Annotated in this window: 14 protein-coding genes and 1 pseudogene; 9 read left to right on the forward strand and 6 right to left on the reverse strand. The window is 54.2% G+C overall.

The genetic code is table 11. The annotated features are described in order from the left end of the window. Positions 1–53 precede the first annotated feature (53 nt). Positions 54–611 carry an ADP compounds hydrolase NudE gene (gene nudE / locus IV433_RS14670; protein WP_104923641.1) on the reverse strand — a complete coding sequence of 186 codons (558 nt, stop codon included), beginning with the start codon at positions 609–611 and terminating at the stop codon, positions 54–56. A gap of 442 nt (positions 612–1,053) precedes the next feature. Between nudE and IV433_RS14675 the strand changes: the two genes are divergently transcribed. The 7 genes from IV433_RS14675 (at position 1,054) to IV433_RS14705 (ending at position 8,004) form a co-directional block, all read left to right on the forward strand. Further along, complete coding sequence (locus tag IV433_RS14675; RefSeq protein WP_195814754.1) at positions 1,054–3,195, forward strand: intracellular growth attenuator family protein; 2,142 nt, start codon at positions 1,054–1,056, stop codon at positions 3,193–3,195. Positions 3,196–3,316: 121 nt separating this feature from the next. Continuing rightward, complete coding sequence (gene yrfG / locus IV433_RS14680) at positions 3,317–4,006, forward strand: GMP/IMP nucleotidase (RefSeq protein WP_195814755.1); 690 nt, start codon at positions 3,317–3,319, stop codon at positions 4,004–4,006. Between the two features lie 24 nt (positions 4,007–4,030). Further along, a complete protein-coding gene (gene hslR / locus IV433_RS14685) occupies positions 4,031–4,435 on the forward strand; it encodes a ribosome-associated heat shock protein Hsp15 (protein ID WP_195814756.1) in 405 nt (134 codons plus the stop codon). A 21-nt stretch (positions 4,436–4,456) separates the two neighbouring features. Continuing rightward, entirely contained in the window at positions 4,457–5,341 is an 885-nt protein-coding gene (gene hslO, locus IV433_RS14690; RefSeq protein ID WP_152327523.1) for an Hsp33 family molecular chaperone HslO, read from the forward strand. Positions 5,342–5,580: 239 nt separating this feature from the next. Then, the gene (gene pckA / locus IV433_RS14695) at positions 5,581–7,203 is read left to right on the forward strand and encodes a phosphoenolpyruvate carboxykinase (ATP) (RefSeq protein WP_195814757.1); all 1,623 of its coding nucleotides are present in this window, start codon (positions 5,581–5,583) and stop codon (positions 7,201–7,203) included. Between the two features lie 112 nt (positions 7,204–7,315). Further along, the gene (locus IV433_RS14700; RefSeq protein ID WP_195814758.1) at positions 7,316–7,528 is read left to right on the forward strand and encodes a FitA-like ribbon-helix-helix domain-containing protein; all 213 of its coding nucleotides are present in this window, start codon (positions 7,316–7,318) and stop codon (positions 7,526–7,528) included. Next, on the forward strand, positions 7,525–8,004 hold the full coding sequence (locus tag IV433_RS14705) for a PIN domain-containing protein (protein ID WP_195814759.1): 480 nt from the start codon (positions 7,525–7,527) through the stop codon (positions 8,002–8,004). The genes IV433_RS14700 and IV433_RS14705 overlap by 4 nt, the downstream gene beginning before the upstream one ends. A 605-nt stretch (positions 8,005–8,609) precedes the next feature. Here IV433_RS14705 and envZ read toward each other — a convergent pair. The 5 genes and pseudogenes from envZ to IV433_RS26475 all read right to left on the reverse strand — a co-directional run. After that, positions 8,610–9,971 (reverse strand): two-component system sensor histidine kinase EnvZ, encoded by a 1,362-nt coding sequence (envZ, locus tag IV433_RS14710; protein WP_195814760.1) that lies wholly within the window; start codon positions 9,969–9,971, stop codon positions 8,610–8,612. Further along, the gene (gene ompR, locus IV433_RS14715) at positions 9,968–10,687 is read right to left on the reverse strand and encodes an osmolarity response regulator transcription factor OmpR (RefSeq protein WP_009635740.1); all 720 of its coding nucleotides are present in this window, start codon (positions 10,685–10,687) and stop codon (positions 9,968–9,970) included. Before ompR ends, envZ begins: the two co-directional genes overlap by 4 nt. A 224-nt stretch (positions 10,688–10,911) precedes the next feature. Continuing rightward, on the reverse strand, positions 10,912–13,281 hold the full coding sequence (gene pbpC, locus IV433_RS14720; RefSeq protein ID WP_195814761.1) for a penicillin-binding protein 1C: 2,370 nt from the start codon (positions 13,279–13,281) through the stop codon (positions 10,912–10,914). Between the two features lie 58 nt (positions 13,282–13,339). Beyond that, positions 13,340–14,782, reverse strand: coding sequence for an alpha-2-macroglobulin family protein (locus IV433_RS26470; RefSeq protein WP_452597698.1), 1,443 nt, complete (start codon positions 14,780–14,782; stop codon positions 13,340–13,342). After that, positions 14,773–19,357 (reverse strand): annotated as a pseudogene (locus IV433_RS26475) (MG2 domain-containing protein); the annotation flags it as partial. The pseudogene IV433_RS26475 and the gene IV433_RS26470, both read right to left, overlap by 10 nt. A 272-nt stretch (positions 19,358–19,629) precedes the next feature. Between IV433_RS26475 and greB the strand changes: the two are divergent. Together greB and IV433_RS14735 are read left to right on the forward strand one after the other, a co-directional pair. After that, positions 19,630–20,103: a transcription elongation factor GreB gene (gene greB, locus IV433_RS14730; RefSeq protein WP_165060991.1), complete on the forward strand. Its 474-nt coding sequence runs from the start codon at positions 19,630–19,632 to the stop codon at positions 20,101–20,103. 119 nt (positions 20,104–20,222) lie between these two features. After that, positions 20,223–22,556, forward strand: a complete 2,334-nt coding sequence (locus IV433_RS14735; RefSeq protein WP_195814763.1) for a Tex family protein — start codon at positions 20,223–20,225, stop codon at positions 22,554–22,556. Positions 22,557–22,855 lie beyond the last annotated feature (299 nt).

A 22,855-nucleotide genomic window follows, 5' to 3' on the forward strand; every position in this document is an offset into this window, starting at 1 on the left:
AAAAGCCGGTCTGCATAATGCACGACCGGCTTTTTTTTGGATGTGGTTCCCGTCTAGCGTGCGTTACGCGTCAGGAAATCATGCGCGAGGAATAGCGCACTGACGTTACGTGCCTCGCAAAAATCAGGATGTTGCAGCAGTTCCATCATGCGCGAAACCGGCCAGCGGGTTTGCGGCAAAGGTTCAGGCTCATCACCTTCCAGGCTTTGCAGATACAAATCTTTGGCGATGACGATATTCATGCGGCTTGAGAAATACGACGGAGCCATGGTCAGTTTTGCCAGCACATCAAAGTGCCGCGCGCCAAAGCCCACCTCTTCCATCAGTTCGCGGTTCGCCGCTTCAAGCACGCCTTCACCGGCATCAATGAGCCCTTTCGGAAATCCCAATTCGTAACTTTCGATCCCCACGGCATATTCGTGGATAAGCACCAGCTCATCGTCAATGACCGGGATAATCATCACCGCTTCGCGTTCAGAAGGGCGCATGCGCTCATAGACGCGCTCGGCGCCATTGCTGAAAGCCAGTTCGACGGATTCAATGGTGAACAAACGCGAACGGGCAACGGTTTCCACCTTCAGGATTTTCGGTTTTTGCAGGTGTTGTGTCATTTCATCCCCAGCTTATTATTCACCTGACCAGAGGCGTTCTAATGGGTTCGTTTTACGATTAAAAAGCCGCTTGCAGAAGTCATTGTGCGTTAATGCGGGCCAGAATCGCAATATTTACAGAATAACATCCGTGCCGCCGATCCCTTTAGCAAGAATTTTTGTTTAAAAAGTACGCCTGTCCGGTTTAAAAAAGACGCGTTGACTTACCGGTGTCACACTTTTGCTTTAACAAAAACACACCCACATCAAAATAGGATTATACCGATACCCTGAACTTCACAATTACCGGTATCCTTTACATTGGTGTTTTTGTGCACACCATTCAGGCAAATAATAATAAAATTCCTATCAAAAAGGCCGCCGCGCGCAGAATGTGCATTTCGTTTATGTATAATACTTTCACAGAGTTGACGTAAGTCACCCACGTCTGAACGGGGATCGGATGAGCACAGTAGTCGTGACACTGGTTTTGTTGTGTATCGCAATCATTGCCACAGGGTCTTATTTTTGGCTTGTAATGCGTCGTCGCCAACGCGACGAGTCCGTCGTGCGATTCCCCACACCCAGCCAGCGGAAACTTTCACAGAAAGAGCGTGACGCCGTCGAACGCTATCTTCGTCAGAATGAAGGGCTCGGCCAGACGCCGATCACTCATCGCAACAATCTGATTATCCTGCGCGATAAACTCACGCTGACCACCAAAAGTGAAAACGTCTACAGCCTGACGCGGGCGATCACGCGCTATGGCGTCGCCAGCGAAGATCCCAACAAGTGGCGTTATTTTCTCGACGCCACTGAAATCCATCTTCCGCCTTTCTGGGAGCAGTATATTGCCCAGGAAAATCAGGTCGAGCTGATCAAAACCCAAACCATGCCGCTGGTGATCTCACTCAACGGTCACACGCTGGCCGATCACGTTTACGAAGGCCCTGCGCCGGTTTCTGCCGTTATCCCCTCACAGCCGCAAAATGCCTCGATTCGTCATGAAGAAAGCGAACATATCGAGCTGGTGAAAGTGCGCAGGGAAACGCGGGAAGAGCACGCGCTGACCCGTTCGAACGGCGTGAAAGAAGCGCTCGCTATCTCCGGCGCGCTTCTTCTGTTATTTATCACGCTGCAAAGCCCGGTCATGTTGCTGCCCTGGTTATTGACGCTTTCTGCCTGTCTGGTGGCATGGGTCATCTGGCGGCTGGTGTCCGAACGTTTAGGTAAAAACCGCAAGGAAATCCACTGCCTGCGCGGTTTACCTAAACGCTGGGGTCTGTTTGGTGAATCCAAGCAGGGCGATATCAGTAATATTTCACTGGGCGCAGTCGATCTGATTTATCCGCCGCACTGGCAGCCTTATATCGGCCGTGACTTAGGGCAACCGACCGACGTCGAAGTGTATATGAACAGCCAGGTTGTCCGTCAGGGAAGCTATCTGTCGTTGCATGAAGAAGTGAAAAAATTCCCGCTCCAGCTTTGGGGTAAAAATCTGGTGCTGGCAACCTGCGCTTTCCTCCTGCTGCTGGTTTTACTGGTTTATGTCCCGCTCGGATTGCCTTTAAAGCTCAGCGTCGCGTGGCTTCAGGGCGCACAAAGTTCTCAGGTCAACAGCGTGCAGGAACTGGAAAAAACCGCATTGCGCGTCGGCGATACCCTGAAAGTTCAGGGAACCGGCATGTGCTATGTGCCGCCGTCCGCCAGCCGGACAGCCTCCGGTTATATGCCTTTTGACTGCTCAGGGATTTACTGGAATACCGCAACGCCGTTACCGGTTCCGCAGTCCGAAATTATTGATGCCGCTACCGCGTTGCAGACCACGGTCAATAACCAGATGCATCCGGGGGAAAGCCCGGAGCAGAACATCAACCCGCAACTGGCGACCGCCATTGAAAAATCCGGCATGATCCTGCTCGATGATTTCGCGGATATCGTTCTGAAAACCGAAACGCTATGCGGCAAGAGCAATGACTGTGTGCGTCTGAAAAATGCGCTGGTCAATCTGGGTAACTCCAGTAACTGGAACGCATTAGTCAAACGCGCGAAAGCTGGTTCTTTGCAGGGGATTAATGTCCTGCTGCGCCCGGTCAGCGCGCAGTCGCTGAGTGAGCTGGTTAACAACGCAACGTCTTCGTTCTTCATTCAGGAAACCCGCCGCGCCGCTGACAGCCTGAACAGCCCGCCGCCGGGAGGCTTTTTGATCAGCAATGATGAAGGACATCAGCTTATTGAAATGCCGGTGCCGCCAGCCGGATTGTCCGGAAATCCGGCGCAGGATCAGTGGAAACAGCTGCAACATCTCTCGTCACTGCTGCTGCATACACCGTTCAGCGCGCAGGGCGTGATTACCAGTATCAGTATTGATGCCAACGGTACCCGCCATATTTCACTGCACAGCGAGCCGGATATTTCGACGCTATGGCGCTATCTGGGCACCAGTTTACTGCTGTTCCTGCTCATCGGGATCCTGCTGGTGAATACCCTGCTGTTTGTCCGCCGCTTCGTGAAAGATAAACGCCGTATCGACGACATTCAGCAATATTACAACTCTTGCTTTCACCCCACGCTGATGCCGATGCCGGTCCATAATCCCGGCTAAAAAACACACGGTGGCACTGCGCCACCGTGAGTGATTATGTTACCCTGACGCCCTTCCCTGCTTTTCATCATTCGTTCCTGCGCCGCCCGATTTGCATCCAGCGCCAGGACATGGAGTTGTCATGCCCCCTGATTTTGACTGGAACAACATCGACACCGTTTTACTTGATATGGACGGTACGCTGCTGGATCTGGCTTTCGACAGCCAGTTCTGGTTGCAGGATGTGCCGCTGGCGCTCAGCCAGCAACGCGCCATTCCGCTGGAGAATGCGCGCCAGATTATTCATGACGAATACCTCGCCGTTCAGCACACCATGAACTGGTATTGCTTTGATTACTGGAGCGAACGGTTAGATCTTGATATCTACCAGATGACCACTAACATCGGCAAAAATGCGCGTTTACGCGACGATACGGTGCCTTTTCTGACCCATTTGCGACAATCCGGACGCCAGACCATTTTGCTGACCAATGCGCATCCGCACAGCCTTTCGGTTAAAATTGAACATACCGGTCTGGATCAGCACCTTGATTTATTACTTTCCACCCACACATTTGGTTATCCGAAGGAAGATCAGCGGTTGTGGTCCGCGGTGCAACAGCAGACCGGTTTTAATCCTGAGAGAACATTATTTGTCGACGACGGCGAACCTATCCTGAATGCGGCAAAAACCTTCGGTATCCGCTATTGTCTGGGTATAGAAAATCCGGATTCCACCATGGCAGACAAGTCATTTCAGGATTATCCCTCGATTAATGACTTCCGCAGCCTGTTGCCTTCGATTGACCCCGTGGCAGGCCCGGCCAGGTAATACCGGCACGTTCAGGGGAGAAAAATGAAAGGCAAAACGGAAGAAAACGATAATGCAGTACGTCTCGATAAATGGCTTTGGGCGGCTCGTTTTTATAAGACCCGCGCGCTGGCACGCGAGATGATTGACGGCGGTAAAGTGCATTACAACGGCCAGCGGGGAAAACCCAGCAAGCTGATGGAACTGAATGCCGAAATCACCCTTCGTCAGGGAAATGACACCAAAACGATCATTGTGCTGGGGCTGACGACTCAGCGCCGCAGTGCGGAAGAAGCGCAGACGCTTTATCAGGAAACCGACGCGAGCATCGTCAGCCGGGAGAAAATCTCGGAAGCGCGGAAAATGAATGCGATGCCGCATCCGGACAGACGTCCGGATAAAAAGGAACGCCGCAACCTGATCAAATTTAAATATGGCGATCAAGAGTGATCGCCACTGAGAGAGAAAACTATGTCCAATCATGACCAACTGCACCGTTACCTGTTCAACAACCACGCCGTTCGCGGTGAACTGGTCGCGCTCAATGAAACCTTCCAGCAGATCGTTGCCGGTCACGATTACCCGGCAGAAGTCCGTAATCTTCTGGGCGAGATGCTGGTTGCTACCAGCCTGCTGACTGCCACGCTGAAATTTGACGGCGACATTACCGTTCAGCTGCAAGGCGATGGTCCGCTGAAACTGGCGGTGATCAACGGGAACAATCGTCAGGAACTCCGCGGTATTGCGCGCCTGCAAGGTGATATCGCTGAAGGCAGCTCGCTGAAAGAGATGATTGGCAACGGCTACATGGTGATCACCATTTCCCCAAGCGTGGGCGAGCGCTATCAGGGCGTCGTCGGCCTGGAAGGCGAAAATCTGGCGGAGTGTCTGGAAAACTACTTCATGCAGTCCGAACAGCTGCCGACCCGAATTTTCATCCGTACCGGTGAAATTGAAGGCCAGCCAGCCGCAGGCGGCATGCTGTTGCAGGTGCTGCCAGCCGAAGATACTGATCCGGAAGAATTCAGCCATCTTGCTCAGCTGACTACCACGATCAAAGCAGAAGAGCTGTTCACCCTGCCGGCCAACGAAGTGCTTTATCGTCTTTATCATCAGGAAGAAGTCACCCTGTATGAGCCGCAGGACGTTTGTTTCCGCTGCACCTGCTCGCGCGAACGCTGCGCCGGCGCCCTGCTGACGCTGCCTGATGAAGAAATTCTGGAAATGCTGGAAGCTGACGGGAAAATCGAAATGCACTGTGATTATTGCGGCTCAGACTACGAGTTTGACGCAATGGATCTGGCTACCCTGAAAGCGGACGGCGACGTTCATCCGGGAAATGATCATATTCATTGATTGTTAACCCACGCGATCTGAGGGACTTTTCACCGAAAAGTCCCTTTTTTATTGCTTATATATAACCAACGTTGCACATATTTCGAGTTTTTCATCACAATTATGGAAAAATATTCACATCTCCCGTTATTCTTTGAGTTCTATCGCGGTTCAAAAGCGATAAATACCTACAATTACAACTAGTTTATCCCTAATGCGTCAGGCTTTGGGGTTTCAAATTCAGGCCAAGGAGCAGGGAAATGCCTACCACTATCGGGGTCACCGCCGAAACACTCGCCCGTTACGGGATCCATCAGAACAGCGAAATCGTCTATAACCCTGATTACGAACTTCTTTTCAAAGAAGAGACAGCGCCCGGTCTGGAAGGCTTTGAACGCGGGCAGGTGACAGAGCTGGGCGCAGTGAATGTCGATACCGGTATTTTTACCGGCCGCTCGCCGAAAGATAAATACATTGTCCGCGATGACACCACCCGCGACACGCTGTGGTGGGCCGATCAGGGCAAAGGAAAGAACGATAATAAACCGCTTTCTCAGGAAGTCTGGGCTTCACTGAAATCGCTGGTCAGCCATCAGCTTTCAGGAAAACGCCTGTTTATCGTCGACGCATTCTGCGGCGCGAACGCCAACTCCCGCCTGAAAGTCCGCTTCATTACGGAAGTGGCCTGGCAGGCGCATTTCGTCAAAAACATGTTTATCCGTCCAACGGACAGCGAACTGGAAGGCTTCGAGCCTGACTTTATCGTGATGAACGGCGCGAAATGCACCAATCCTGACTGGCAGAAACAGGGCCTGAACTCGGAAAACTTCATCGCTTTCAACCTGACCGAACGCATCCAGCTTATCGGCGGATCCTGGTACGGCGGCGAAATGAAGAAAGGCATGTTTGCCGTCATGAATTACCTGTTGCCTTTGCAGGGGATTGCGTCGATGCACTGCTCTGCCAACGTGGGTGAAAAAGGTGATGTGGCCGTCTTCTTTGGCCTTTCCGGCACAGGTAAAACCACGTTATCCACCGATCCAAAACGTAAACTTATTGGTGATGACGAACATGGCTGGGACGACGACGGCGTCTTCAACTTCGAAGGTGGCTGCTACGCCAAAACCATCAAACTGAGCAAGGAAGCGGAACCGGAAATTTTTGGTGCTATCAAACGCGATGCACTTCTGGAAAACGTGGTGGTCAGCGCCGACGGCAAAATCGATTTTGATGACAACAGCAAAACCGAGAATACCCGCGTTTCCTACCCGCTCTATCACATTCAGAACATTGTGAAACCGGTATCGAAAGCCGGGCACGCCAGTAAAGTCATTTTCCTGACGGCTGATGCGTTTGGCGTATTACCGCCCGTTTCACGGCTGACCGCATCCCAGACGCAATACCATTTCCTCTCCGGCTTTACGGCGAAACTGGCGGGCACCGAACGTGGTGTCAATGAACCAACGCCGACGTTTTCTGCCTGCTTTGGCGCTGCGTTCCTGATGCTGCATCCGACGCAATATTCCGAAGTGCTGGTAAAACGCATGGAAGCAGCGGGCGCACAGGCCTATCTGGTCAACACCGGCTGGAATGGTACGGGCAAACGTATTTCCCTGAAAAACACCCGCGCCATCATCGATGCGATTCTGAACGGGACTATCGACGACGCCGAAACCTTCACGCTGCCATTGTTCAATCTGGCAGTGCCAACCGAACTGCCGGGCGTCGACAGCCATATTCTGGATCCGCGTAATACTTACGGCAGCCGCGAGCAGTGGCAGGAAAAAGCCGAACACCTGGCCCAGCTGTTTATCGATAACTTTGATAAATATACGGACACTCCGGCAGGCGCAGCGCTGGTGAGCGCAGGCCCGCACCGTTAAGCGATAATCTCTGCTTTCTCAGGCGCGGGCTTCCGCGCCTTTTTTATTGCATCCCTTTCGGTCACATTCCAGAATGACAGCAATGCTTGCACTGCTCTCACAGGAATTTCACATGGCTACCCTGACTGTCCGCAATCTGGACGACGAAGTGAAGGAATTGCTGCGCATCGCCGCCGCCAAAAAAGGCCATTCAATGGAAGAGGAGGCGCGTTTAATTCTGAAGCAGGCACTGACCAGCACGCCCCCTGATTTTGGCCTCGGCAGCCATCTCCGCCAGCGTTTTGCTGCGCTGAATACGCCACCGCTGGAGCTGCCGCCCAAATGATTATTCTCAATACCGCCATCATCCTTGAGATGATCAGCCCCAAACCACAGAAAGCCGTTCTTCAGTGGCTGGATGCGCAGGACGCCGCTCAGCTTTACCTGACCAGCCTCACGGTCGCCGAACTCTTTTTCTGGGTGGAAAATTTACCCGAAGATGCCCCGAAAACCGGGCTCGCCGACGCGTTGCTCGGCATGCTGAATCAGGATTTTGAGGGCCGCCTGTTGTCCTTTGACGCCGCCAGCGCGCTGCATTACCCGCGCGTAGCGGCTTTATCAAAACAGGCGAACGTGGCGATGACTGAACGCGAGACGCAACTGGCAACGATTTGCCTGCAACATCACGCCAGCCTGGCGACAGACCACGGTGACAGGTTTGCGCATACCGGCATTACGCTGGTTAATCCGTGGGATGTGACGGAGACCCCAAGATGGCGGGAGGAAGCCGCGGAGTATTATGTGATGAGTCGGAAGAGTTAAAGGCGGGCAGGCGTTTCGTAACGCTTACGCTATACCTGAAGCTTTTACAGTATGGTGAAAATTTCGGTTTCTCACGTACGGTGATCGCCTGACTCACAGCGCCGAAACCGCCCAAAAGAGGCCAGGACGGGCCTCTCTTGGATCTCTCGCGTCTTTTCAATGCGCGCTGTCGCTCGCGGGCTATGTTTCAGAAAATCCAGCTATTGCCGCGAAATCTTGCCGCTGCGCGGTCCCCTTACTCGGTTTCGAGCCATGGGTCTCGAAACGCTTCGTTCGGCAAGCTTTCTGAAAGCGGCCAATGACTATGTAATTCGAAAGCTCTACTCAGACCGTTTTTTAAATGGTGATATGGCGCGCTCAAAATTCTGCTGAACGGAGCGGCTTCGAGACCCAAGGCTCGAAGACCGAGTGAAGGGAGCACGAAGTGCCAGAATTTGCGCCACCAGCAGAAGTACCAGAACACGTCCATCGACCCAGCGACAGCGGGGTTGTAAAAAAACGGGGAGAGTCAAGAGAGGGGCCGTCCTGGCCCTCTCTTGTCGGTTTCGGCGCAGCGCGTTAAGCGATCACCTTACGTGAAAAACCGAAACCTTCACTCTTCCAATTTAAGAACCCGTAACGGTTACGGCAGCTTTCTGCAGCATCTCCACCGATAATGGTAGATACGCCCTGATCCTCAATCCACCGCGGTCACTGCGGCCGATATCCAGAGTCCCGGAATGTGCATCAATAATACGCTGCACAATCGCCAGCCCCAGGCCGGTTCCACTGGTAGTACGGGCACTTTCGCCACGCACGAACGGCTGGAACAGATGTTTAAGCTGGTCCGGCTCGATCCCCGGGCCATCATCTTCTACCTGGAACCACGCGCGCTGCAGTTCACGTCCGCTGCTGACTTTGATCCAGCCATTACCGTAACGGGCGGCGTTCACCACCATATTCACTACGGCGCGTTTGATGGACAACGGATGCGCATTCACCAGCAATTCACCGTCGGCCAGATCGGAATCAATTTCACGCTCGTAGCCGCTTTCGGTGGCAATTACTTCACCCAAAATACCGTTGAGATCGGTGATCTCCGTCGGCATCTCCTGCCCCGTGCGCAGATAATCAATGAACTGTTCGATGATGGCGTTGCACTCTTCGATGTCTTTATTTATCGACTCGGCGAGATAACCGTCACCATCACTCATCATTTCTGTCGCTAAGCGGATACGCGTCAGCGGCGTACGCAGGTCATGGCTTACACCGGCCATCAGCAGCGTACGGTCATCGGCCAGCAACTTCACACCGGCAGCCATCTGGTTAAAGGCACGCGTCACGGAACGCACTTCGGAAGCACCGTATTCCCGCAATGGCGGCGGAATAATACCTTTCCCGACCTGCAAAGCCGCATGCTCCAGTTCGACAAGGGGTCGGTTCTGGATGCGGATAAACAGCCACGCGCCACCAATGGCCAGCAACATAATCGCCAGCGTATAGCGGAACAGCGGCGAGAAATCGCCCTGATGGATTTCGGTAAGAGGAACGCGTACCCAGATGTCAGGCGACAACCAGGTTTTCAGCCACACAACCGGGGTATTTTTGTTGACCTCAACGCGCACATCCGTCGGGCCACCAAGCTGTTGCGCCATCTGCTGGCTGAGAAATTCGTAGTGCTGCGCCCAGCGCAGACCGCTCTCCTCAGCCGCAGAGTTGGTGTAAAGCGAAATGCCCAGTTCGCGGTAAATCTCGCGACGAAACGCAGGCGGCACAGCCAGCAACGTGCCATCTTCCAGTTGCAGCCGGTCAGTCATCAGCATACGGACTTCATACGCCAGGACTTTATTGAACTGCTGCAAGCTTGGCAGAATGGCGAAGTTCAGCACCACCAGATAGGTCGTCACCAGGCTGACGAACAGCAAGGTGACGATTAATAACAGTGTTCGGGCAAACGAGCTACGCGGTGAAAAGCGTATTCGTCTCATGCCTTACTGCCGTCCGGCACAAATACGTAGCCCAGGCCCCAGACGGTCTGGATATAACGCGGATGCGCCGGATCTTCTTCTACCATGCGACGCAGACGGGAAATCTGCACATCGATAGAACGCTCCATCGCACTGTATTCGCGACCACGTGCCAGATTCATCAGCTTGTCACGGGACAGCGGCTCACGCGGATGGCTCACAAGCGCTTTAAGTACGGCGAATTCACCGCTGGTCAGCGGCATAGGCTCATCTTCACGGAACATCTCGCGGGTACCGAGGTTCAGCTTGAACTTACCGAAGGAAATCACGGCCTCTTCCTGAGAAGGCGCGCCCGGCAGTTCGTTCGCCTGACGACGCAGCACCGCACGGATACGGGCCAGCAATTCACGCGGGTTAAACGGCTTAGGAATATAGTCGTCGGCACCAATTTCGAGGCCCACGATACGGTCAACTTCTTCGCCTTTTGCCGTGACCATAATGATCGGCATCGGGTTACTCTGGCTGCGCAGGCGGCGGCAGATAGACAAACCATCTTCGCCAGGCAACATCAAATCCAGAACCATCAGGTGGAAAGACTCACGGGTCAGCAAACGGTCCATCTGTTCAGCATTGGCAACGCTACGCACCTGGAAGCCCTGTTCAGTCAGATAACGCTCCAAAAGTGCGCGCAGGCGCATGTCGTCATCGACCACCAGAATCTTGTGATTTTCTTGCATGTAACTCTCCCAAAGGCGTGAATGCCTGAAGCTTGTATTGTTAGAAATACTGGCTAAAACAGACAGCATTTAATGGTATATATTCTAGACGAAATTGTAACAATGATTATGGATTTCCTAATTTATCAACAATATCAGAGGAATCTTCTCCGTCCTAAGACTGGTTTGTTACGGTATGTCGCCGCTGAGTAACCAAATGAATGCATCTGCAATCCCCCTATGAACTAATTCAAAATCTCAATACTGATTAACCGGCTGTCGGCGCGGCCATGATCATCGACGGCGCGAATTCGATATTGCCCGTTGTTGATAGGCCGCCAGTCGATGGCCGATTTACTGGCGGAACTGCCGAGGTAAATATCATCGACAAACCAGTAGACCGTTTTGCTGTCCGCATCCGTCACCGCGTTAAACGAAATCCTGTCGCGCCCTTGCTGCGATTGCCGCAGGGTGTAGACCGTATTTTTGAGCGGAGACGTAATGCGCGGCGGATTTCCGCTGACCTCCACGCCCTCATCTTTACAGCGGTTCACCGGCGGTTTACGCTTTGGCAGCCCCGCCTGAGCGAACACATTGGCCAGATCTGACGGCCAGAACTCGAACACTTCCGTGCGGGTTTCGTTTTCTTCATAAGGCGGGCACGCGACTTCACCGGTCAGCTTATCCAGCCTGACCGGGCGATAAACCGTATCGACCTTGATCGGTGATTTTCCGGGAATAAACCAGGTTTTGCCTTTTTGCTGGCACCACGGCGTCGGTAAATCTCCGCTGGCGAGACAGATGTCGACCCGTTTTAACTGTTTCGGGAACGAATGCCGGGGCTCCTGCAAAGCGGGATAGCTGGCGTTTATGCTGTCGATGATATTGAAGAACAGCGGCGCAGCGGCTTCCGCGCCCACAAAGACGTTATTGCCTTTGCTGTCGAAATTACCTTCCCAGACCACCAGAACGTACGGCCCGAAAATCCCCACGCTCCAGGCATCGCGGAACCCCCACGAGGTGCCGGTTTTCCAGTAAACCGGCAACGAGGAAGGTTGCTGAGCCAGCGTATCACCAGGGCGACGGTGCTGACGCAGCATGTCCAGCGTCATAAAGCTGGCCTCCTCACTGAGCAATCTGACCGGCGTCGTGACAGCCGGATCGCTCTTTTGCATCCGCAGCGGTTGCAGCACGCCGCGGTTAGCCAGCAGCGCATACAGTTTTGCCAGTTCCTGCATCGTCACTTCACCGCCGCCCAGCACCAGCGAGAGGCCATAGTGGTTTTCGCTCGACATATCCGCGATGCCGGACAACCGCAGAAACTGGTAGAACGTCGGCTGTCGCAGCTGTGACGCGACGTAAACCGCCGGAATATTGCGGCTGAAGTTCAGGGCGTCGGTCGCCGTCACCGGTCCGAGAAAACGGCGGTCAAAGTTCTCCGGCGCATAAGCCCCGAACGCCGAAGGCACATCTTTCAGGATGGTCATCGGATGCAACACGCCTTGCTCCATGCCCAGCGCGTAAATAAAAGGTTTAAGCGCCGAGCCCGGCGAACGTTTGGCATTCGTGCCGTTCACCTGCCCCTGAATTTCACGGTTGTAATAATCCGCCGATCCCACCAGCGCCCGCACGCCCATGTCGCGGGTATCCACCAGCAGAGCGGCGGCATTGTGGATCCCGCGGCTTTCATTGCGGGTGATAAAGGCGTTGACCTGCCGCTCGATCAACCGCTGCAAACCGGCGTCCAGCGTGGTATCCACGCGGTTATCGGTCTGAACCAGCTGCTGATTTTGCTGGCGAAGCTGCTCGATAAAGTGCGGGGCGATGTACGGCATCTGCTCCGGCTGACGCAGCGCCAGCGGCAGTTTGAACAGTGAAATCTGGCTGCTGTCGGTCGCGTAATGAGCCTGCCAGCGGCTAAACAGCCGGTTACGCGCCTGCGTCAGTGCCGTCCCCAGCACGCCGGTTTTGGCGTCGATGCGGTAACTGGGAGATTGCGGCAAAACGGCCAGCGTCAGCGCTTCCGGCAATGTCAGGTCTTTCGGGGCTTTATCGAAATAAATCAGGCTGGCCGCGCCGATGCTTTCAATGTTGCGGCCATAAGGCGCGTAGTTCAGATAGGCTTCGAGGATATCGTGTTTGGAATAACTCAGTTCCAGCTGGATCGCGCGTAAAACCTGCATGATTTTGCCCGACGGCGTTCGGGTATTGAGATGCCAGTGCATCCGCGCCAGTTGCATGGTGATGGTCGAACCGCCCTGCATTTTTCCACCCGCCACATAACTGCGCCAGAAACCCCGCATCAGGCTGAACGGATTAAAACCCGGATTGATGTAAAACCAGCGATCTTCGTGCAGCAGCAGGCCTTTTACCGCCAGCGGCGAAACCTGTTCCAGCGGCGTCCACACGCGATAACGATCGTCATTCGCCAGCGTGATGCGCATCAGCGTACCCTGCCGGTCATAATAAACGGATGAAAAAGGTTGCCCCTGAGAAAGCGGCGGATGCGGCCAAAGGCGGCACGCCAGAAGCAGCAGCGCCAGTAAAAAACCCGCCATGGCGATATTTTGCAAAAGGCGTTTGGCTGTTTTGAAAAAAAGAGGAAAGGTGTTCATCTTGCTACTCAGCGTCAGTTACGCCCCGCCAAAACAGCGGGGCGTAGTCTGCGGTCTATTATTTTTTAACAACAGCCGTTTCGTCTGCCGGGACGACCACCAGTTTTTGATCACTGACGGACAGCGCCTGAACTTCGCGGTCATACATCGCTTCGCCATACGCCGGCGGGATGATGAAACTGCCGGTGTTGGTGGCTTTGATCTGATACACAAACTCCTGCACATCGGTGCTGGCGCTGCCGTAAATCACCACGCGGTCTTCGCGAATGTCGCTGTAATCCGGCGCCCACGTCGAGCCGGAGGCTGCCAGCGGTGACTGCCAGGATGCGGAAGCCTCTGCATCGCTGTTTTCATCGCTGCTGTCAGATTCCGGTTCCGGTGCCGTTTGCTGTACCACTTCAAATCCGCCCGGCAGTAAATCGACAATCGCCAGATTGTCCTGCCCTTCTTTCGAATTGGCGCGGATTTTCAGGTGTACGTTAATTTTCTGCCCCAGCGTAATTTGCGTGACCGGTTTACCCTGTTCATCGGTGTAATCACGGGTAATTTCCAGCCCGCGCGAAATGGCTTTCTTCGGCGCGGCGAGGTCAAAACCGGCCTGTGTCACCACGTACCACGCCGGTGCGTCGTTACCATTCTCCACGCGCAATGCCTTCGCATCGGCGGTGAAATTGGCTTTCGCAAACAGCCCCTGAACGCTGGAAATCAGCTGCGGTTCAACATTTTTGGTTTTGCTGATCTGCGTGATTTTCAGCGCGTCCGGTGCCGTGGCCTGCGCCGCGACCTGTGCGGAATAACTCTCCAGCGCCAGAATGCTCATTGCCGAAGAATAGGTGGTGTAACGTTCCTCTTTCAGCGATCTGACCATGTTCTCCAGCACCTGCGGCGGAATGGCTGACACTTTTTCCGGGAAGTGGCGCGTGATGAGATACAAACGCGTCGCGTCCTGAACCAGAGGATCAAAGTAACTCTGCGTCCACCAGGCTTTGTCATACGCCTTACTCAGCTGCTTCCACGTAGGCTGCAACAGGGTATTGGCTTCATCATCCATTTTCAGCATGCGGTAGGACGATGCCAGATACAGCGCGCTGAGATCGGTTTTCCAGGTGTCCGGATAGCGTTGTTGCAACGTGTCCTGCACCGACGCCAGCGAACTGGTGGTGATTTCGCCCTGACGCGTCAGCAGATAAACCGCCCAGGCACGCAGACGCAGTGTGTACAAATCATCACTCTGATTTGCCGCCAGCTCGCGCAGTGCCGCATTGGCTTCATCGAGCATACCGGCCGGTAACGCAACGCCCGCGGCTTTGGCTTCCAGCAGATATTGCACCACGTAAGGCGTGACGAACGGATCGGTTTGCGGCGATGAACGCCACAGGCCAATCGCGCCACTGTCGTTCTGACGTGAACGCAGGATCGCCAGCATGTCTTTCAGTTTTTTGCTGGTCTCCGCCTGACTCAGCGAACCTTTCATTTCCGGATGCTGACCTTCAAGGATCATCGGAATCGAACGGCTGACAATCTGCTCTGAACAGTAATACGGATAATCCGCCAGATACTGTGAAAGCCCGTTGGTCAGCACCAGCGGTGAGTTGGAAACCGCAGCTTTGCGCACCGCATAGGCATCAAACATCTGACGCAGATTATCGACCGTCTGGCTGCTGCCGCTCATGCGCCCCATCACTGACTGCGTGCGGAATGGCATGGCCGGGCGAACCGATGTGCTGATGGTGCGGCGGCTGGTTTTATCGGCATACGTTGCTTCAAAGACCAGCGGCGCATCGCCTGGCACGGCTTTGGCGCGCAGGCGGAAATTAATCACGCCTTCACGTTTTTCAGCCAGCGACAGGTTCTGATCCGCTTTACCGACCACTTCCAGCTGCGGCGGCACCGCCAGATGCACGGCGATGGCCACGCTCTTGCCGTTCAGCCCTTCGAGGTTATTGCTCACGCCGACGCTGACATCAAACTCATCGCCCGGCGCGACCATTGCGGGCACGTTTGGCGTCATGATGAAGTTATCGCGCACGGTCGCCGAGGTTTGCGCTTTGCCAATTTTTTCCGGTGTGACGGAAATCGCCATCACACGGATTTTACCGTTGAAGTAATCCGGCACCTGATAATCAAACTGCTTCTCGCCGTTCACTTCGGTAATACCCGACCAGTACGCCACCGGTTTGTCGCGTTTGCGTTTGAACGGATTGACGTTCAGATCCAGCCCTTCACCGCCGTCACCGCCCGGCGCTGCCGCCAGTTGCATCAGCTTGCTGAACTCCGGCAGGATCAGGTCGAGAATTTGCGAACTTTCCACGCCCAGCTCGCGCTTGCGGAAGAAATACTCCAGCGGATCTTTCAGGCGATAACGCGCCACCTGCAAAATACCTTCGTCCACGGCAAACAGCGCAACCTGCTGCGGGCCATCGGTCATGACGGTCATCGCCAGGTTTTCACCCGGTTTGATGACTTCCGGCGCATCCACTTCCAAATAGTTCTGGCGCGCTTTGGTGCTGATTTTAAACGGCATCACGCCATAACTCAGCGGGCTCATGAAGATTTCATTGGAATTCACATCACGCACAAACTGCACGTTGATGTAACCGTTGCCTTCCATTCCGGCAGGCACGCGGATTTTCTGCACGGAACTGGTGGTATCCGTGTGGAACCACTGCCAGCTGTAAACTTTGTCTTTCTCGATGGTGATCAGCCCGCTACCGGTATAAGGCGCGTTGATGGAAACCTCGATTTCCTCACCCGGCTGATATTCCGCCTGATTGAGTTTCAGCTTCAGCTCGGCGTTGCGATCCAGCGAACGGCTGAGGTTGGCGTTGCCTGCGACGGTGTATGCAATGCGGTTAAGCACTTTGCCCTGTGCGTCTTCTACTACCAGCACGAAATCCCCCGGTTTGTCGGTCGCCAGCGTCAGGTCGTTGCCCTGCGCGGTGAGCGAAAGCGGTTGTTCCGAAAGCTGCACTTCCTTCATTTTCGACTGATATTTATAAACGCCGGAATCCTGCTTAGTCAGAACCGAAATGTATTTCTGTTCAATCAGCGCCACTTTCAGCGCAGGCAGGGCAATTTGTTTCAGGGTCGGATCAACGGCAATCACGTTCAGATGACGAACCGCGCCGCGGTTGATGTACCCCAAGTCGCCGTCCGGTTTCACGCCGATCAGATAATCGTACGGCGAAACCAGAACCCGCGCGGTCGCAGAGACTGAACGCCCGCCACCGGCCACAAAGGCTTCTGACAGCAGTTGCAGCTGATACGTCGCATCGGCATAAGATTTCAGATCCAGCGGAATATTCGCCGTGCCTTTTTCGTCAGTCGTGCGGTCTTCCAGATTGGTTTCAAACCCGTCGCTGTTCTGGCGATTCTCGTAAAACGCATAGTCCGGGAACGCGTCGAAGCTCGGATACATCGGGCGCAGCGTCAGTTTCGACGTCACACGGCGATCCTGCGCTGGCGTACCAAACAGGTTTTGTACGTCGATATTGGCCTGCAATTCCGTCGGTTTCACCCAGCCCTGCTTACGTTCCGGCGTCAGTTGCAGTTTCACTTTCAGCTGATCCGGCTCGAACTCTTTCACGTTAACTGAGGTGTGGCCCAGCAGCACGGAAGACTCGTTGTCTTTGCCGATCAGATACAGATAAACGTTCCATTCGCCGGTCGGTGAATTGTCGTCGGTGGTATAACTCAGCTCGTTGAAACCGCTGGCACCGAGCGTCAGCGGAACTGTGCTCATCAGCTTATCGCGCGGGTCATGAATTTCAGCGCGCACCGGAACACCGGCCAGGCCCATACTCCAGTCGGCGGCGCGGGTGATCAGACCGATATTGAAAGTGTCGCCCGGACGATAAACGCCGCGATCGGAGAACAGATAGCTGCTCAGCGTGCGCGGGTCGTTCGGGGTTTCTTCGCCATCCACGTCGAACCGCGAGAAGTCGAGGCCGCGGTCGTTATTCCGGTCGGCAGGCAGGAACGAAACATCACCCTCTTTTTCGACCAGGAACATCACCGGTTGCCGCTCGCTGGTGTAAACATCCAGCGCCGGGAAACGCACATGCCCGTCAGCGCCGGTGGTTTGCGTCAGCAGCGTGACGCCGTTTTTCGCGATAACCGACACTTTGGCGTTGCTGACCGGCGTACCGCTGTGAATCGACTGAACAAATACGTCGCGGGTTTTATCCTGCGAACGCTTGGCAATAATCCCCAGATCGGTGACCACCACAAAGCGGGAATCGCCGACCGGCGCTTCGTCTCCGCTCTGATCGTCATCCTGATACTGATAACCGTCGTCATCGGTCGCCGGTTTTTCTTCTTTCTTCTTCGGATCCCATTCCGACAGCGTCAGCAGGAATACGCCGCGATGCGAACTCGGATCGGTGGACAGATAACGGGAAAGATCGACGCCCTGATAATTCACTTCACCCGGTTTGTCGTTATTCACCGCCGTCTGGTATTTGAAATGTTCGGTAAAATACTCGTCATTCAGACGGTTAAATTCCGCCGACGAATATTCACGGCTTTTAAATGACACGATGTGTTGCAGCTGGCTTGGGATAACGCGTTTGATGTCCAGACGCATTCCCGGCACGTTACGCGCGGCCACACTGATTTGTTTGTCACCGTTCACCGACAGCAGCGAACCCTGCGACATAAATTGCAGAGACTTTGGATAATCCGGAACTTCAACAATGCGGTAGACTTTTTCCGGCATTTTATAGCCGCCGGAAGATGTCAGCACATTGTCGATTTCCACCAGCATGGCGCGGTGCGCGGGCGCATCGAAGCGGAAACTGAACTGCGGCTGATAGTCGCTTTCGGCTTCGTTCAGCTGAATATTCAGCGGGGTGGATTGCGCCAGCACGTTATTTTCGACACTGTCCACATTCCAGCTGGCGTAATCATCCGGGCCGGCAGCGGCGTCTGAATCGTTCGGATCGTGCTGCGGTAACAACCAGACTTTTACCGCGCGGCGGATATCTTTATCTTTCACCGCATCGCTGAACCCGATGATCAGCGCACGCTGACCTTTCGCGCCGTCGGTATCGACCACCTGCGCGCTGGCGTCACTCACGGCCAGGCTGTAAAGCGTTGGCACGGAAACCCAGACGTTACGCGCCTGCGTGGTTGCGTTTGATGCCACCGACGCCTTCACGCCCTCGCCTATCGTCATATGAACAGAACCGCCGTGATCGAGCGATTTCAGCGGTTCGGAATGCACCCAGGCGTTGAGTTTTTTCTGGTCGTAGACCACGGAATAATTGAGTTTGGATTCCGTTTTGGCTTTCCCTTCGCTCAGGCCCAGAGAGATTTGTTTCTCAAAACTGGCCACATCCACCGGCGCATTGAATTTGACGTTGAAAATCGCGCTGCGTTTTTGCGGATCCTGCGGGTCCTGATAATACTCGGCGGTCCCGGACTGATAGTCGAAGGCCGGCGCTGTGAATTCATAACGCGTGGTCGCCAGTTTGATTTGCGGCGCGAGCAGTACGTCAGGCGTAAAACTCACTTCGTATTTTGTGCCCATCGGCAGCGGATTTTTTGGCGTGAAGACCAGCGTAAAACCGCTGATCCATTTCCATTCACCTTCGGTTGCCGGTTTCAGCGAGATGCCTTTTTCGACGATTTTGCCGACATCCGTCAGCGGCGCAGCTGAATTTCTAAAATTAAAAATGGCCTGCTGAGGCGCAATTTTTTGCGCGGCATAATTAATCACTTCCGGGTTACTGACCCGCACGCTGGTTTCCTGATACACCATCGGTGCCGGTTCGATCGGCTGCGGACGGTTTAACCACCAGTGCCAGCCGTAAACGCCCGCACCTGCCGCGCACAGCAACACCAGAATAGCCAGACTGATGGCTTTCGGGTGTCTATCGACGCCGCTTTCCATGTGCGTAAATCCGCGCTTCAGCCAGCCGGACATTGCCGTCCACCAGACCGGCGCACGCCAGTCGATATTGCCGACAACAGGTTTAATGACGCGCCCGAGCAGACCTGAAATAAAAGCCAGCGCGCGAAGGACGCCTTTTATCAATGTAAAAGGCAAACGAAGTAAGAATCTGAGTAAATCCATTTGTAGCTGTACCCCTAATCCCTATGACCCATAATCTGAAGTGATATTTAAGAAAAATATTTTGAAATTCAGAATATTGCGAAATGTGTTACGGAATATAAAATTCGCAAGAAGCGCGGCGAAGGATAATAACTATCCGACTAAAAAGCCATCATATAAAGCGTAGCAGCCCGACAGTTTTTTCGACCAATTTCTGCACTGTCAGCGGCGCAATTGTGTGAAACAATGGCGAAGGATTTTGGAAGATAACTGTGTGGAAGGCGACAGGTAACATGAAGACCAAACTGATTACCCGCGAAGGCTACGACAAGCTCAAAACTGAGCTGGATTTTCTGTGGCGAGAAGAGCGTCCGGAAGTTACCAAAAAGGTGACCTGGGCCGCCAGTCTGGGTGACCGCAGTGAAAATGCCGATTATCAGTACAACAAAAAACGTCTGCGCGAAATCGACCGCCGCATCCGCTATCTGACCAAATGCCTGGAACAACTGCGCATTGTCGATTATTCACCGCAGCAGGACGGCAAAGTGTTCTTCGGCGCGTGGGTGGAAGTGGAAAATGACGACGGCGATATCAAGCGCTTTCGCATCGTCGGTTATGACGAAATCTTTGGCCGTAAAGACTACATTTCTATCGACTCCCCGATGGCGCGCGCGCTGCTGAAAAAGGAAGTCGGCGACAGTCTGGTGGTCACCACGCCGGTCGGCGATGCGACCTGGTACGTCAATGAAATCGACTACGGCAAATAATCAGATAACGCCCAAAACGTGAGGCACATCGTCCCGACGGCTGGCATTTTCAGCCTTCAAATCGTATAACGGTGCCCTGTATTTACGTCACTCACTAACGAAAAACTGATACCAGACCTATGAATGATCAACTGAGCCGCATTATCGCAAGTGAATTGCAGGTTCGCCCGGAGCAGGTTGCTTCCGTGGTGCGTCTGCTGGATGAAGGTAATACCGTGCCCTTTATTGCGCGGTATCGTAAGGAAGTCACCGGTGGGTTGGATGATACCCAGTTGCGTCAGTTAGACACACGTCTGGGGTATCTGCGTGAGCTGGAAGACCGCCGCCAGACCATTCTCAAATCTATCGAAGAACAGGGCAAACTGAGCGACGATCTGGCTAAAGCAATTAGCACCACGCTGAGCAAAACTGAGCTGGAAGACCTTTATCTGCCGTTTAAACCCAAACGCCGTACGCGCGGGCAGATAGCGATTGAAGCAGGCCTTGAGCCGCTGGCCGATCTGCTGTGGAATGAACCGCAGAACGAGCCGGAAACCACTGCCGCTAAATTTGTCGATGCCGAAAAAGGCGTCGCCGATACCAAAGCCGCGCTCGATGGCGCACGCTACATTCTGATGGAACGCTTTGCCGAAGATGCGTCTCTGCTGGCGAAAGTCCGTGATTACCTGTGGAAAAATGCGCATCTGACTTCCCGTATGGTCGATGGCAAAGAGCAGGAAGGCGCGAAATTCCGCGATTATTTCGATCACCATGAACCCATTTCTCAGGTGCCTTCGCACCGCGCGCTGGCGATGTTCCGCGGCCGCAACGAAGGCGTGCTGCAACTGGCGCTGAATGCCGATCCGCAACACGATGAACCGCCAAAAGAAAGCTACGCCGAACAGCTGATTATCGATCATCTGGGCCTGCGTCTGAACAACGCTCCTGCCGACGTCTGGCGTCGCGCGGTGGTGAACTGGACGTGGCGCATCAAAGTACTGCTGCATCTCGAAACCGAGCTGATGGGCACCGTGCGTGAACGCGCTGAAGACGAAGCGATTAACGTTTTCGCCCGCAACATGCATGATTTGCTGATGGCCGCACCGGCCGGAATGCGCGCTACCATGGGCCTCGATCCGGGTCTGCGTACCGGCGTAAAAGTCGCCGTTGTGGATAACACTGGCAAACTGGTGGATATCGATACGGTTTATCCCCACACCGGTCAGGCGGCGAAAGCGGCGCAGCAGGTTGCCGCGCTGTGCATCAAACATAACGTTGAGCTGGTGGCGATCGGCAACGGTACCGCTTCCCGCGAGACCGAACGTTTCTTCCTTGATCTGCAAAAACAATTCCCGAAAGTGATTGCGCAGAAAGTGATCGTCAGTGAGGCAGGCGCGTCCGTCTATTCCGCTTCCGAACTGGCCGCGCTGGAATTCCCGGATCTGGACGTATCGATTCGCGGTGCGGTCTCCATTGCCCGTCGTTTGCAGGATCCGCTGGCCGAGCTGGTGAAAATCGATCCGAAATCCATCGGTGTCGGTCAGTACCAGCACGACGTCAGTCAGAGCTTACTGGCGAAAAAACTCGATGCCGTGGTCGAAGACTGCGTGAACGCCGTGGGTGTGGATCTGAACACCGCATCGGTTCCGCTGCTGACCCGCGTTGCAGGCCTGACCCGCATGATGGCGCAGAATATCGTGAACTGGCGAGACGAAAACGGGCAGTTCCGCAACCGCGAACAGCTGCTAAAAGTGAGCCGTCTGGGGCCAAAAGCCTTCGAACAGTGCGCGGGCTTCCTGCGCATCAACCATGGCGATAACCCGCTCGATGCCTCAACGGTTCACCCGGAAACCTATCCGGTCGTCGAACGCATTCTGGCCGCCACACAGCTGGCGCTGAAAGAGCTGATGGGCGATTCCAACGCGCTGCGCGGCCTGAAAGCCAGCGAATTCACCGACGACAAATTCGGTGTGCCGACCGTTACCGACATCATCAAAGAGCTGGAAAAACCGGGGCACGATCCGCGTCCTGAGTTCAAAACCGCGACCTTTGCCGATGGCGTGGAAACCATGAATGACCTGATGCCGGGCATGATCCTCGAAGGTTCGGTCACTAACGTCACCAACTTCGGTGCGTTCGTGGATATCGGCGTTCATCAGGACGGACTGGTACACATTTCTTCACTGGCGAACAAATTCGTCGAAGATCCGCACACCGTGGTGAAAGCCGGCGATATCGTTAAAGTCAAAGTGATGGAAGTTGATTTACAGCGTAAACGTATCGCCCTGACCATGCGTCTGGACGAACAACCGGGTGAAGCCCCTGCACGGCGCTCCTCTGCACCGGCGGCAGGCAATAACCGTGATGCGCAAAAACGTCCTGCGGCAAATAAACCGGCGGGACGTAATTCCGCTCCGGCCGGGAATAATGCGATGGCCGATGCACTGGCCGCCGCGATGGGTAAAAAACGCTAATTTTTCCCTTTTCACCTTTCAAACGAAAGCCGCTGATAACCAGCGGCTTTTTTTATGTATTTTTTTTCGACACTTTTTAAACTCTGTCCTAATGAATCAATCACTGAGGTAAATCAATAAAACAGCTGCCCCACAGGCATAGCATAGCCTCGCGGTGGAGATACCCGTGAAGAGGCCAACCTCTTTTCTTTTGTCTCCTCACGCGTACTAATTATGATAACTATTCTCGTTTGTACTTCTTTGCGTATTCGCTACGCCGTCAGTTTCAGGCTGACAATTTCGCACCAGGGACAATTTCT

It is taken from the genome of Rahnella laticis (assembly GCF_015644585.1).
Lineage (GTDB): Bacteria > Pseudomonadota > Gammaproteobacteria > Enterobacterales > Enterobacteriaceae > Rahnella > Rahnella laticis.